Genomic DNA, 14637 nt, shown 5'->3' with positions numbered 1-14637 from the left:
CAGACAAGGACTAGCAACATGGCCCTCAAGGATATTCTGCCGGGACGACTAGGGTTCGGCGCGGCGCCGCTCGGCAACATGTTCCGCGACATCCCGGAGCGGGAAGCGCTCGCGACGGTGAACGCAGCCTGGGACGACGGCATTCGCTATTTCGACACCGCGCCGTTCTACGGCGCGGGGCTTGCGGAGATCCGCATCGGCGCCGCACTCGCCGGCCGGCCGCGGAACGACTACGTGCTCAGCACCAAGGTGGGCCGCCTGATCCTGGACGAGATCGAGGACGTCGATGCCCGCGACCTCGGCGAGAAGGGCGGCGTATTCAGGTACGGCCGCCCGAACCGGATCGTGAACGATTATTCCCGGGACGGAACGTTGCGCTCGATCGAGGACAGCCTGAAGCGGCTCGCGACCTCCCACATCGACGTCGCTTTCGTGCACGACGTTGCGCAGGATTTCTACGGCGACGAGTGGCTCTCGGTGTTCGAAAGCGCCCGCAAGGGCGCCTTCAGGGCGCTCGACCGGCTGCGCGACGAAGGCGTGGTCAAGGCGTGGGGACTAGGTGTCAACCGGGTCGAGCCGATCGAGCTGCTGCTCGCGCTCGAAGAGCCGCGCCCCGACGGCTTCCTGCTCGCGGGCCGATACACGCTGCTCGACCATGCAAGGGCGCTGCAGCGGGTGATGCCGATGGCCGCCGAGCACGAGCTCGCGATCGTGGTCGGCGGCCCCTACAGTTCCGGCGCGCTCGTCGGCGGCCCGAACTTCGAATATGCGCCGGCGCCTCCCGAAATCTTCAAGAAGGTGGCGCGGATCAAGGCGATCGCAGACCGCTATCGGATCAGCATGAAGGCGGCCGGCCTGCAGTTCGCGCTCGCCAATCCCGTGGTTGCCGCCGTCATTCCCGGTGCGAGCCGCCCAAGCCGCATCGCCGAGGATCGCGCGGCGCTCGAGGAAGCCATCCCGGCGGAGTTCTGGCGCGAGCTGCGCTCCGAGGGGCTGGTCAGCCCCGCAGCTCCGCTTCCCGCCGCTGATTAACCAATCCACCGAACGACCAAGGAGAGCAACATGACAGATGAAACCGACAACACCACCGAGATGGGTCGCCGCGCCCTGCTCCAAACCGCCGGCGCCGCCGTCGTCACCGGCATCATAGCCGGCACGGCAATCGACGCACGGGCCGCGACACAGGATGGCGAGCGCGACGAGGCGCCGCTCGGGGCGCGGCTCCAGGGCGTCCAGCATTTCGGGCTGACGGTCCAGAACATGGAGCGGGCCTACCAGTTCTACACGGAGGTGCTTGGCGGCACCGAGGTGTTCCGGCACGGCGACTTCCAGGGCGACGGGGTGCAGAACACGCTGTTGGCCGACCAGGAAATCGAGGCGAATGCACGTGGGGTCAATCCGCGAACCATCGGCGTGCCCGACTTGCGAAGCGGGGCACAGCGGCTCGATGTCCGCTTCATCCAGTTCGACAACATGGTGCTGGAGCTGCTGCAATATCGCGAGGCTGATCAGCCCGTCGGCAGCGCCAAGAGCTTCGCCGAACCGCTGGAGCACATGAGTCCTGCTTTCCCGCGCATGATGCACATCTGCTTCTATGTTCGCGACGATGTGGACTTCAACAAGTTCATTGCCGATCTCGAAGCGGAATCGGCGCGCCGCGGCATGACGCAGGTGAGAGCGAACCGCACCATCCGTCTCATGACGGAAGCGGATCGCAAGGCCGCGCCCCGCAGCACCAACACGAACCGGGTGACCGCCGAACCTTCGAACGGTTGGGAGCTGATCTACTGCAAGGGGCCCGAAGGCGAGCAGCTCGAGTTCGTCAAGGCGCTCGGCCCCGTCAAGAAGCGCTTCAGCGAGGCCTTGGCAAAACGGCAACAGAAGATCCTGCGCTAGATTCTCGTGCGGGGCGGCTGTCAGGTGTCCTGGCTGGTCACTCTGCGATCCAATCACATGTCGAGGACTTCACCATGCAAACTCTCGTCCGCAACTCGCTTGCCGCCCTGCTGATCGCCTCCGTGGCGCCGGCGACGCTTCCGGCCATGGCTCAGGAGGCGCCGCGCATGCACTATGGGGAGATCCCGGAGGGGGCATATTCCGTGGTGGCCCAGGTGCGCGCCAAGCCTGGAAAGGAAGACATGCTGCGTGCCGCCACCTTGCCGCTGATCGACTTGGTCCGCGGCGATCCCAAGAACCTGATCTATTTCCTTCAGGAAGACCGCGCCAAGCCGGGCCACTTCATCTTCTACGAAGTGTTCGCCAGCCAGGCCGATTTCGACGCACACAACGCGATGCCTTATGTGAAGGATTGGTTCGCCAAGCTTCCGGAACTTGCCGACGGCGGCGTCGAAGTCATGCGCATGGCCGTTCTTGGCAAGCCCAAAAAATAGCCGAGCCGTCCGGCGCGCGCGTGTGTCAATTGTCCTGCGGCAAATCGTACGACCCGGAAGGGTTCCCTTCAAAAATATTGCAGTGCATGATAATACCAGTCGATCTATTCGATCGATTGGCAATGATCAATGCGGGCTGCCACGGAGACACGACAACGGGGCACAGGCCGCCGGGAGCTAACCTACAGCTTCGGCTCCTTTCGACTGATACCCAGCCGCCAGTTGCTCCTTCTCAAAGGGCGCCCCGTCAAGCTGGGCGGACGCGCATTCGAGCTTTTGCAGCTGCTGGTGCAGCGCTGCGGCGAGCTGGTCAGCAAGAACGACCTGATGGCGGCCGCCTGGCCCGGCACCTTCCTCCACGACAGCAATCTCAAGGTCAACATGTGGAGCTTGCGGCGTTCGCTGGGAGACACCCAGATCGAGCCCCTCTACATCGCGACCGTGGCGCGCCGTGGATACAAGTTCATCGCGCAGGTGCAGATCAGCATCGGCGAGATCGACGACGATCTTGCGCTCGCCGAACCGCTCCCCTCGTCCAGTCCGCCATTGCTGCGCGGCATCGTTGGTCGTGAAGCGGAAATCGACGAAATTACCGGTCTGTTGACCGGCAACAGGCACGTGACCCTGGCGGGCGCGGGAGGAATCGGCAAGACGACGGTTGCCTTGGCTGTAGCCCAGGCGTTTGCGCCACAGTGCCGCGACGGCGTGTGCTTCGTCGATCTCGCAACGATCTCCGACCCGACGCTGTTCGGCGCCGCACTGGTGACGGCATTGGGCATCAGGGGCAATCCGGACAACAGCCTGGCTGCGGCCATCGACTATCTGAAACCGCGGCAGATGCTGGTCATTCTGGACAATTGCGAGCACGTCCTGCCAGCCGCAACGATCTTCGCCGGCAGGTTCATGGCGGAGGCATCGCCGTCCAAGCTGCTTGCGACGAGCCGCGAACCGCTCGGCACCGCCACCGAGCACGTCGTCCGGCTCGGCTCCCTGGTCTCACCCAAACCCGGCCACGCCCTGACCCCAGATCAAGCCGTCAGGTTTCCGGCAGTGCAATTGTTCGTCAGCCGCGCCGCCGAATGGGCGGACTACCAATTCGTCGATGATGATTGCGAGGCCGTTGCCGCAATCTGCCACTCGCTCGACGGCCTCCCGCTGGCCATCGAATTGGCGGCAGCCCAGATCGGCAGGTTCAATCCTCACCAATTGGTGGAGTTGCTCGACCAGAATTTGGGTTTTCGTGCCCCCGCCGCCGATGGCGCGCCGCCGCGTCATGAAACGCTGATGGCGACGATCGACTGGAGCTTCAGACTGCTGTCGCAGCGGGAAGCCAGACTGTTCGGCCTGCTCTCGGTGTTCAGCGACGCATTCGAGGTCGAGGACGCGGTCTTCGTCGCCGAAGCGGCAGGGCTCACGCCGGTCGACGTCGTCACCGGCCTCGGCAGTCTCGTTGCCAAATCGCTCCTGAGCGCGCAGGCACATGGCGCGAGCCTGCGCTATCGCCTGCTCGACAGCACATGCCGCTATGCGAGCGAGCGGCGCCGGGCCGATCCTGCCTGCGACCAGGCGCTGAGCCGTCATGCGCAACGTGTCCTCACGCTGTTCGAGCAGTCCGAGGAGGAGTGGAACTGGCGCGAGCCGGCCGATTGGACCCAGCGTTACCTTGGCCGCATCGCCGACTTGCGCGCCGCTCTTTCATGGGCGTTCGGCGAGCACGGCGATGCCGTACTCGGGATCAGGCTCACGGTTGCGGCGATCACCTTGTGGTCGGAGACGTCGATCCTGTCGGAAGCGCAGGCGCGGTATGCGGACGCGCTCGCATTGGCCAAGACCGTCCCGTGCGACGATCTGTCGAAGACAAAACTCGCCTGCGCCCTTGGGTGGAGCCTCTTCTACGCCCGCAAGATGTCGAATGAGAACGAGATTGCCTGGCTCGATGCCATCCTCTTTGCAAAGCGGGCCGGCAACATCGAATATCAGCAGCGGGCGCTGGTCGGGTTCAGCTTCTACCTGCTGCAGATCGGCCAGGTCGAGCGCGCCATATCTTATCTTGAAGAGGCCACTGAGCTCGCCGACCGCGATCGCGATCTGACGGCGACGTCCGAAGCCGATCGCGCGCTGGCCTGGGCTCGCGCTTTTGCCGGCGAATTGAGCAGGAGCCGCCCTGTTCTCGACCGTCTTGCAGCGACCTACTCGCTGGCCGAAGGGCGTTCGCGCAAGGACGCGAACGAAGTCTATCGGTTCATCACCGTCCGCTTCAATCTGCCCTTCGTCGCGTGGATGCAAGGGCAAGCGGACTACGCGGCGAGGCTCGCCAAGGACGCCATCGATGCCGCGGACCGCAGCGGCCATTGGGTGTCACAGTCGAACGCATTTGGGCTCGCCGCCCTTCCCGTTGCGCTCGAAACCGGCAATCTTGACGCGCTCGCGAGCTACACTGAGCGATTGCGTCGCAACCTTGAACGCGAGCGCATCTCACGCTGGGTTCCGGTCGAGCGCTATTTCTCCGCATGCCTTCGCGACCTGCGGGGCGATCCACGCGCGGTGGAGGATATTCGAGCCGCGATCGACGAACTGACAGAATGCCGGTTCTTGATGCGGATCGGCAGCTATCTCGCGGTCCTCGCCCGCGCCTATCTGAGGCAAGGGCGGATCGCGGAGGCGCAAGAAGCCATCACGCGGGCGATCGAGCATCAGGAACGCCAAGGCGAGCGCTGGTGCCGTCCGGAGCTCCAGAGAGTTGACGCCGCGATCCTTCTCCACACCGGCGAGCCGCTGCGCGCCGAAAAGCGGTTTCAGCAAGCGCTCGCGGAAGCGCGCAGGATAGGCGCGCTGACGTTCCAATTGCGGATCGCGACCGATCTCGCGGCACATTGGATCGCCACCGACCGCAGATCCAAGGCTGTCCGGCTGCTCTCGCCGATCTATCACGAGTTCACCGAGGGGTTCGGGACACCGGATCTGCTTGCGGCCCAGCGCCTGCTGCAGCCGACCGCGAGCGGCTGCAGCGACCATCGCAGGATGGAGCCGGTGCACGCTCGCGACGCATAGCTGGCCTACCGCCGCGCTCGCCGCCCGCGCTTTACGCTTCCGGAAATTCCTGATCCTCTCCTCCCAACAAGCCGGATCAACCGGCCTTGCCAGGGAGAGAGACGCCATGAAGCTCGGCACCGCCATTGCGGAAATCATGAGGCGCGAGGGGATCGAGATCCTCTGCGGCTATCCGGTCAACCATCTCATCGAGCACGCGGCCAAGGCCGAGATCCGGCCGGTGATGGTGCGGCAGGAGCGCGTCGGCATCCACATGGCGGACGCCATCTCGCGGGTGACGTCGGGGCGCAGCATCGGCGCCTTCTGCATGCAGCACGGGCCGGGCGCGGAGAATGCGATGGGCGGCGTGGCGCAGTGCTTCGGCGAATCCGTTCCCGTGCTGGTGCTGCCGATGGGCTATCAGCGCAGGCTGGCGCATATCGAGCCGAACTTCAATTCCAGCGAGGCGATGAAGCCGTTCGCGAAATCGTCCGAGCCGATTATCCTCGCGAGCGAAGTCGTCAACATCTTCCGCCGCGCCTTCACCAAGCTGAAGAACGGCCGCGGCGGGCCCGTCATCGTCGAGATCCCCTCGGACATGTGGAACGAGGAGGTGTCGGAGCCGCTGAACTATACGCCGGTGTTGCGCACCCGCTACGGCGCCGACCCCGTTCACGTCAAGGAAGCCGCCAGCCTGCTGGTGAACGCAAAACGGCCGGTGATCTATGCCGGCCAGGGCGTGCATTACGCGCAGGCTTGGCCGCAGCTGAAACGGCTCGCCGAGCGATTGGCGATCCCCGTCACCACCAGCTTGGGTGGCAAATCATCGTTTCCGGAGACGCATCCGCTGTCGCTTGGCTCCGGCGGCCTTGCAGTGCCGCGCGCGGTGCCGAAATTTCTGGCCGAGGCCGACGTCATTTTCGGCATCGGCTGCTCCTTCACCGAGACCAATTTCGGCATTGCGATGCCGAAGGGCAAGACCATCATTCATTCGACGCTCGATCCCAATCATCTCAACAAGGATGTGGAAGCGAAGATCGGCCTGGTCGGCGATGCCGGCCTCGTGCTCGACGCGCTGCTGGAGGAGATCGGCAAGACCGTCACCGCGGATCGCGATGCATCCGCCGTCGCGGCCGAGATCGCAGCCTCGCACAAGGAATGGCTGGCGAAATGGATGCCGAAGCTGACCAGCAATGACGCGCCCTTGAGCCCCTATCGCGTGCTGTGGGATCTCCAGCACACCGTGGACATCGCGAATACGATCATCACCCACGATGCCGGCAGCCCGCGCGACCAGCTCTCGCCGTTCTGGCAATCGGTCGAGCCCCTCACCTATCTCGGCTGGGGCAAAACTACGCAGCTTGGTTACGGCCTCGGTCTTGCGATGGGCGCCAAGCTGGCAAAGCCCGACAAGCTCTGCATCAACGTCTGGGGCGATGCTGCGATCGGCTTCACCGGCATGGATTTCGAGACCGCGGTGCGCGAGCGCATCCCGATCATGTCGATCCTGCTCAACAATTTCTCGATGGCGATCGAGCTGAAGGTGATGCCGATCTCGACCGAAAAATATCGCTCGACCGACATTTCCGGCGACTACGCCGCGATGGCCCGCGCCTTCGGCGGCTACGGAGAGCGGGTGACGCGGCCGGAGGACATCGTGCCCGCGATCAAGCGCGGCATCGCGAAGACGAGGGAAGGCGTGCCGGTGCTGCTGGAGTTCATCACAGCCAAGGAGACCGAGGTGTCGCGGCCCGGCACGTGAGCGGAGCCGGTGCGGGCACGGCTGCGAGCCGCTGGCTCCGGCCGCAGAAGTTGTGATAATCCGGCCCGGTGCCGCGCACGCCGCGGCATCAAGCTGGACCGGGAATGACGACCGTTTTGCAGGAAATCGAGGAACTCGAGCGCCGATTGCGGTCGGCCACCGCCGAGATTGCGCAGCTGCGGGCCGAGCTTGCGACGGCTCGGGATCGCCAGAGCGCCAGCGCCGAGATCCTGCGTACCATCGCGGCCTCGCCGTCCGATGCGCGGCCGGTCTTTACGGCGGTCGCCGCCAGCGCAAAGCGCCTGCTCGGCGGCTTCTCCGCCACCGTGCTTCAGTTCATCGGCGACGAGCTTCACCTCGTGGCGTTCACGCCGACCAATCCGGAGGCGGACGCGGGGCTCAAGGCGTCGTTCCCGCGCAAGATCGCGGACTTCCCGACTTTTGGCCTGGTGCGGGAGGGCCAGACGATCCAGTTTCCCGACAGCGAGGCGGCCGACGTCCCTGAACTGAACCGGGAGCTGGCGCGGCTGCGCGGCTTCCGCAGTGTGCTATTCATGCCGCTGATGAACCGGGGCGCGCCGGTCGGCATGATCAGCGTCACCCGCGCCGAGCCAGGATCATTCGCGCCCGACCTCGTCCAGTTGCTGCAGACCTTCGCCGACCAAGCCGTGATCGCGATTGAGAACGCGCGCCTGTTCAACGAGACGAAGGAGGCGCTGGAGCGCCAGACCGCGACGGCCGACATCCTGAAGGTGATGGCGGCATCCCCGTCCGACGTGCAGCCGGTATTCGCGGCCATCGCCACCAACGCCAACCGGCTGATCGGCGGCTTCTCCACCGCGGTGCTCCGCTATATCGACGGTGCCGCGCACCTTGCGGCATTCACGCCGACCGATCCGGCCGGCGATCGCGTGCTCCAAGCGTCCTTTCCGGTGCCGTTCGCACAATTTCCGCCCTACCAGCTGGTGGCCAATGGTGCCGCCGCTCAACTGCCCGACACCGAGCTCGAGCCGGCCGCGCGCGACATCGCGCGGGCCCGCGGCTATCGCAGCATGCTGTTCGCGCCGCTGATGAGCGAAGGCGAAGCCATCGGCATCATCATCGCGACGCGCCGCGCGACCGGCAACTTCGCCGAGCATCATGTGCGCCTGCTGCAGACCTTCGCCGACCAGGCCGTGATCGCGATCAAGAATGTCAGCCTGTTCAACGCGACCAAGGAAGCACTGGAACGTCAGACTGCGACTGCCGACATTCTCAAGGTGATCGCGGCTTCACCGTCCGATGTCACGCCGGTGTTCCAGGCCATTTCCGACAGCGCCAAGGCGCTGATCGGGGCGCACTCCTCCACCGTCACCCGCGTCGTCGACGGGACGCTGCATCTGGCCGCCTTCACGACCGACAATGAGGCCGGCAATGCGGATCTGCTGAGCTCGTTTCCGACGCCGCTGTCCTCGTCGGGCATTCACAGCCGGGTGGCGAGCAGCGGCGAGTATGCCTTCCGCAGCGACATGCAGAACGAGCCTGATCTTACCGAGGCCATGAAGGAGCTGGCGCGAACACGCGGTTATCGCAGCATCCTCGTGGTGCCGATGCTGCGCGATGGCCTTGCGATCGGCACCATCGCCGTCACGCGGCGGGAGCCCGCTCATTTTCCGGACAAAGCCATCAACCTGCTCAAGACCTTTGCCGACCAGGCCGTGATCGCGGTCGAGAACACGCGCCTGTTCAACGAGGTTCAGGACCGCACCAGCGAGCTCGCCAAATCGCTCGATGATCTCCGCGCCGCGCAGGACCGCCTGATCCAGACCGAGAAGCTGGCGTCACTGGGCCAGCTCACGGCCGGCATCGCGCACGAGATCAAGAACCCGCTCAACTTCGTCAACAATTTCGCCTCGCTGTCTGCCGAGCTGACCGAGGAGCTGAACGGGGTGCTCGCGCCGGTCCCGCTCCCCGAGAACGTCCGCAGCGAGGTCGACGAGCTGACGGGGCTTCTGCAGGACAACCTCGGCAAGATCGTGCAGCACGGCCGCCGCGCCGATTCCATCGTCAAGAACATGCTGCTGCATTCGCGCGAAGGCGGCGGCGAGCATGGGCTGAGCGACATCAATGCATTGGTCGAGGAGAGCCTGAATCTCGCCTATCACGGCGCACGCGCCGAGAAGCCCGGATTCCACGTGACGCTGAAGCGCGCGCTCGATCCAGCGGCCGGACAGGCCGAAGTGTTTCCGCAAGAAATCACCCGCGTGCTCCTGAACCTGATCTCGAACGGCTTCCACGCGGTCATCAGGCGCAAGGCCGACGGTGCCGCCGGTTACGAGCCGATTGTGACCGCCGCGACGCGCGATCGCGGCGATGACGTCGAGATCACGATCCGCGACAACGGCACCGGCATTGCCGACGATGTGAAGGAGAAAATGTTCAATCCGTTCTTCACCACCAAGCCAGCCGGCGAAGGCACCGGCCTCGGGCTGTCGATGACCCACGACATCGTCGTGAAGCAGCACGGCGGCACGATCGACGTCGCGACCGAGCCGGGCAAGTTTACTGAATTCACGATCGTGCTGCCGCGCAAGAGTGGTCTGTCAGGCAATAGCTGAGGTTGAATCGCGCGGTGGGTGCTTTCGGCAAACTGGCGTGGCTCATTCGGCGGCAATTGCTGTCGTTCTCCGGCGTCGGCCTCATGCTCGGTGCCCTGTTCTTCGCAGCCGCGCTGACGCCGACACTGATCCCGCGGAGCTATCTCACGCAGGGCGCCATCGCCGGCGCCTGCTTCGGGATCGGCTATCTCGCCGGCAACGTCTGGCGCTGGCTGTGGCACTATCTGGAATTGCCCGAGCCGCCGGCGCGCCTGAGATCGACCGCAAACGCGCTGGTGGCGGCCGCCTGCCTGCTCGTCGTCATTGTTTTTCTGTGGCGGGCGGCCGGATGGCAGAACTCGATCCGCACAGTGATGAAGATGGCGCCAGTCGAGACCGCCCATCCGCTCAAGGTCTGCGCCATCGCCGTGATGACGTTCGTCGTGCTGCTGGTGCTGGCGCGGCTGTTCGCGCTTGCCGTGCGCCTCATCGCCGCGCGTGCGAGGCGCGTCATTCCGCGGAGGATCGCGAACGTCATCGGCGTGCTCGCCGCGGGCCTGTTGTTTTGGTCAATCGCCAGCAATGTCCTGATCCGCACGGCGTTCAACGCGCTCGATGTGTCCTTTCGCGAAGTCGACGCCTTGCTCGAGCCCGAGCGGCCGCAGCCGACCGCGCCCGAACGAACGGGAAGTGCCGCCTCGCTGGTGAAGTGGACGCAGCTTGGACGCATGGGGCGCAGATTTATTGCCTCGGGGCCGACCGCAACGGAGATCAGCGCCGTTACAGGAAGGCCCGCGCTGGAGCCCGTGCGGGTCTATGTCGGCCTTGGCGGCGCCGAGACGGCACAAGCGCGCGCCAGGCTTGCGCTCGACGAGCTCAAGCGGCAGCACGGGTTTGAACGCGACACACTCATCGTCGTTACGCCGACCGGAACCGGCTGGATCGACCCTGCCGCGATGGACACCGTCGAATATCTCCACCATGGCGACGTCGCCAGTGTCGCGATGCAGTATTCCTATCTCAACAGTCCGCTGACGCTGCTGTTTCAGCCCGAATCCGGTGCAGAAGCGGCGCGCGCCCTGTTTTCGGAAATTTACGGCTACTGGACGACGCTGCCGAAGAACCGGCGGCCGAAGCTGTACCTGCACGGACTGAGCCTCGGCGCGATGAACTCGGAAAAATCCGCAGAGCTGTTTGAGATGATCGGCGATCCGATTGCGGGCGCACTTTTGAGCGGCGCGCCGTTCGAAAGTCGCATCTGGCGCTCGATCACGGCAAACCGCAATCCGGGCACGCCGGCCTGGCTGCCGGAATTCCGCGACGGCCGCTTCGTGCGCTTCATGAACCAGAATGGACCGTCGGTGCCGGCAGATGCGCCCTGGGGTCCGATGCGCGTCGTCTATCTGCAATATGCGAGCGACGCGATCACCTTCTTCGCCTATCACGACGCCTATCGGGCCCCTGACTGGATGACGGCGCCGCGCGGGCCGGATGTGTCACCGGAGCTGCGATGGTATCCAGTCGTGACGATGCTGCAGCTCGCCCTCGACATGGCGGTCGCGACCAATACGCCGATGGGCTTTGGCCATGTCTATGCGCCCGAACATTACGTCGATGCCTGGGTCGCCGTCACCGATGTCCATGATTGGTCCCCCGACGCGCTGGCGCAGCTCAAGACCCATCTTGCAGCGGCGGCGCGAAAGGCCGCCGAGGGCAATGTCGCAAACGAGCCTTACGCCGATCGAGGCGGCTAGCCTACTCGGCCATCTCCACGGGCTGCTTGGCCGACGGTCCGGCCAGCGGCCGCTCCTCCATCGCGATCAGGCACAGCGCAGCGATCGTCATCAGCGCGGTGGCGGCGCCGAACACGTAGCGGAAGGCGTGCCGCATGTCGTCGGCGGGTATCGCGACGGCGCCCGCGGCGTGATGCTCGCCGGCGAGCGGGACGTCGGTGCCGAGCGCGATGAGCAGGATCGCGGCGAAGGCCGCCACCGTGAACGAGGACATCAGCGAGCGGAAGAAGTTCATCGCGCCGGTGATGGTGCCGACTTGCGGACGCGCCACCGAATTCTGCAGCGAGACCACGCACACCGGAAAAGTCGTGCCGAGTCCCAGCGCGAACGCGGCCATCAGCAGCAGCAGGCCCCAGAGCGGCAAGGTGGTGACCGTGAGAACGAGACCGCACAGCGCGGCCCATGACGTGCCAATGATGGCGACGCGCTTGTAGTGCTTGGCCCGAGCCATGGTGCGGCCGGCGACGGCCGCGCCGACGGTCGAGACCGCCGCGAGCGGGATCAGCGCAAGCCCCGCCTCGCTGGCGGTGAGATGATAGACCTGCTCGTAATAGAGCGGCAGCTGCACGGTCAGGCCGGTGATCGCCCCGAGGCCGCAGCCGCCCGCGGTCAGCGCGAACGGCGCCACCGATCCCGTCAACAAGGGCAGCGGCAAGAACGGCTCGTCGGCCCGCCGGGCGTGCCACACGAAGGTCACCGCGAGCGCGACGGCACCGCCCACCATCGCCAGCACCGTCGGCGAAAGCCAAGCATAGCGCGTCCCGCCCCAGGTCAGCACCAGCATGAAGACCACGGCGGACGCCATCAGCAAGAGGCCGCCGAGCCAGTCGACCTTGCGCTTGCGGTGGAACACCGGGATCTTCTTCATCTTCGGCAGCAGCAATGCGAGCGCTGCGGCCGCAAGCGGCAGGTTGATCCAGAAGATCATCGACCAGTGCAGATGCTCGGCGAACACGCCGCCGATGACCGGGCCTAGGATGCCGCCGACCATCCAGACGCTCGAGAAATAGGCCTGGTACTGCCCGCGCTCGCGCGGGCTCACCACGTCGGAGATCACGGTCTGCACCACCGGCATGATGCCGCCGCCGCCGAGGCCCTGAAGCCCGCGTGCCAGGATCAGCATCGGCATGTTCGGCGCGATCGCGCACAGCACCGAGCCCGCGACGAACAGGCTGAGCGAGATGATGATCATGACGCGGCGGCCGTAGATGTCGCTGAGCGTGCCGAACACCGGCGCGACCGCTGTCGAGGCGAGCAGATAGGCGGTGATCACCCAGGAGAGATTGGAGACGTCCTGGAACTGGCGTCCGATGGTCGGCAGCGCCGTCGCCACGATGGTCTGGTCGAGCGCGGCCAGGAACATCGTCACCATCAGGCTGATGACGATGGTGCGGACCTCGTCGGAGCTCAGCGGCACCGGCGGGGCGATCGAGGGCGCGTCGTCGACGCTGATGACCTCGCTCGGCAGGCGGGACAGCTCTTCGGCAATGTCGTCGGGCAAGGCCTGGATGTCGGCAGAATCGCTCTGCCGGTCGAACTTGTTCATCTCGATCGGGCGTCGTGACGCGGTGCAACACCGCGAAGGATTCGTACTATGCAGCCCAATGTAGAGGGGAAATTTCTTCCCAGGCAGGCACCGCGACGCATGGGTGCATCCCGCCGACGCATCCTCGCGGCTCCGTGATCGACAGGCGGAGCGGCGCAGTATTGAGGTACTACTTGGGGCCTGAGCGCCCCCAAGCCCACTAAAGCTCAATGGGGTCCAGCAAGTTGATCAGATGCGGTTTGCCGGGATCAACGATGACCACTTTCTTGCCGAACTTGGGATTGCTCCGGAACAGAGCGCCGAGGCTGTGCTTTTCCGGCGACCAATTTTCTCGAACCGGCTTCTTGGTTGCCGGATTCTTCTTCTTGCGCGCCTTTTCCTTCGCCTGCTCCTTTTCCCAGTCGGCTTGGCGCTCGATATCGATCTCGTCAATCGGGTAGGTCAGGTGGATTGTGTATTCGGCGTCGACGCCCCGTGCTTTCAGCAGCATTTCCAGGGTCGCTCGTTCGGGGTTACCGTGCTCGCCATCGCCTGAGAAGACGTAGTGATCGGCAGGCAGACGTTCGAAGAAGATCGTCTCCATATTGTTGTCGCTGCCGTGGTGAGGAACTTTCAGGACGTGGACATGCCTCGTGCCGCCCTCCTCCAGGAGGTCCGCCAATTTCATTCCCTCCAGAATCTTGTCACCGCGCGCATCACCGGTCAGCAAAATGCTCTTTCCTTCCAGTTCGACGAAGACCACGATGCTCGACAGATTTGGAATGGACTTGTCCACGAAGGCCGCAAGCGCGGATTCGGGTGATTTCTTTTTCTTCTCCTTCTGCGCGCGCAGCCATTTGTCATGTTCAGCTTGCAGCGCCTGCAATTCCGGTTGCATCGGCCCCACTACCGTCACTTTCAGGTCGCCGAGCGTCACGGGCTTCGCCGCTTTCGTGGCCAGGATCAGTTTGCCCTTGAACTTGTGGTTCGGCTTCCAGTGCAGGGCCGCGGCGTCGTCACGCAAGGTACGACCCTGCGGGATGCTGGACAGCACCTCGACCGTCTGATGGAGGTCCTCGTCCTCGATGTCGTCGTTGGCAAGCATCTTGGCCCCGAGCCCCGCCAGCACGCTCCCGGAGTCGAAGTCCGCTTCGCCGCCTGCGCCCGCGCCTCCGACGGATGCCGTGCCGAACCCCGCGACCAGTTCGTCGGGCTTGGTCTTGAGCAGATCGTCGAAGCTGTTGTGCCACAGGCTCGTCACGTCGAGGCGCAAATCCGGATTCTTGCCGCGCTGTTCCTTGGTCAAGTCGAGAATACCCTTGATATGATCGTCATCGACGTGGCTCACCATGACGACGTCGACCGGCAAGGGGGCTTCTTCATCGAGCTCGCGCGCCTCATGAACGAGTTCCAGCCGCCGCTTGAGAAAAGGCTTGTAGACATTAGACGGACCGCCGTCGATCAGAATGAGGTGCGGGTCATCCTTCGATCCGAAATGCAGCATCAGGCAGTCGCCCTTACGTGCGCGCAAAACATCGAGACTGAGGATCATCCTTCCCTC

At 64.7% G+C, this 14637-nt stretch carries 9 protein-coding genes; 7 read left to right on the top strand and 2 right to left on the bottom strand.

Annotated features, from left to right (window positions below; translation table 11 throughout):
• The first annotated feature begins 18 nt into the window (after positions 1-18).
• From I6F12_RS04685 to I6F12_RS04655, 7 genes are all read left to right on the top strand, one after another.
• The gene (locus I6F12_RS04685; protein ID WP_225155604.1) at positions 19-1032 is read left to right on the top strand and encodes an aldo/keto reductase; all 1014 of its coding nucleotides are present in this window, start codon (positions 19-21) and stop codon (positions 1030-1032) included.
• Positions 1033-1062: 30 nt separating this feature from the next.
• Complete coding sequence (locus I6F12_RS04680; RefSeq protein ID WP_225155603.1) at positions 1063-1896, top strand: VOC family protein; 834 nt, start codon at positions 1063-1065, stop codon at positions 1894-1896.
• Positions 1897-1970: 74 nt separating this feature from the next.
• Positions 1971-2390 (top strand): putative quinol monooxygenase, encoded by a 420-nt coding sequence (locus I6F12_RS04675; protein WP_036023255.1) that lies wholly within the window; start codon positions 1971-1973, stop codon positions 2388-2390.
• Between the two features lie 222 nt (positions 2391-2612).
• Positions 2613-5441, top strand: a complete 2829-nt coding sequence (locus tag I6F12_RS04670; protein ID WP_225155602.1) for a winged helix-turn-helix domain-containing protein — start codon at positions 2613-2615, stop codon at positions 5439-5441.
• Between the two features lie 52 nt (positions 5442-5493).
• The gene (locus I6F12_RS04665; protein WP_225155750.1) at positions 5494-7182 is read left to right on the top strand and encodes a thiamine pyrophosphate-requiring protein; all 1689 of its coding nucleotides are present in this window, start codon (positions 5494-5496) and stop codon (positions 7180-7182) included.
• A gap of 104 nt (positions 7183-7286) precedes the next feature.
• Positions 7287-9779, top strand: coding sequence for a GAF domain-containing protein (locus I6F12_RS04660; protein WP_225155601.1), 2493 nt, complete (start codon positions 7287-7289; stop codon positions 9777-9779).
• 83 nt (positions 9780-9862) lie between these two features.
• Positions 9863-11512, top strand: a complete 1650-nt coding sequence (locus I6F12_RS04655; protein ID WP_051056893.1) for an alpha/beta-hydrolase family protein — start codon at positions 9863-9865, stop codon at positions 11510-11512.
• 1 nt (position 11513) lies between these two features.
• On the opposite strand, the gene I6F12_RS04650 is transcribed toward I6F12_RS04655, so the two are convergent.
• Both I6F12_RS04650 and I6F12_RS04645 read right to left on the bottom strand, forming a co-directional pair.
• Entirely contained in the window at positions 11514-13097 is a 1584-nt protein-coding gene (locus I6F12_RS04650) for an MDR family MFS transporter (protein WP_036005834.1), read from the bottom strand.
• Between the two features lie 199 nt (positions 13098-13296).
• Positions 13297-14628 (bottom strand): hypothetical protein, encoded by a 1332-nt coding sequence (locus I6F12_RS04645; protein ID WP_036005836.1) that lies wholly within the window; start codon positions 14626-14628, stop codon positions 13297-13299.
• Positions 14629-14637: the final 9 nt, after the last annotated feature.

It is taken from the genome of Bradyrhizobium sp. IC4059, from assembly GCF_020193615.1.
In the GTDB taxonomy this organism is placed as follows: Bacteria; Pseudomonadota; Alphaproteobacteria; order Rhizobiales; family Xanthobacteraceae; genus Bradyrhizobium; species Bradyrhizobium yuanmingense.
This window is presented reverse-complemented; position numbering and strand designations above follow the sequence as displayed.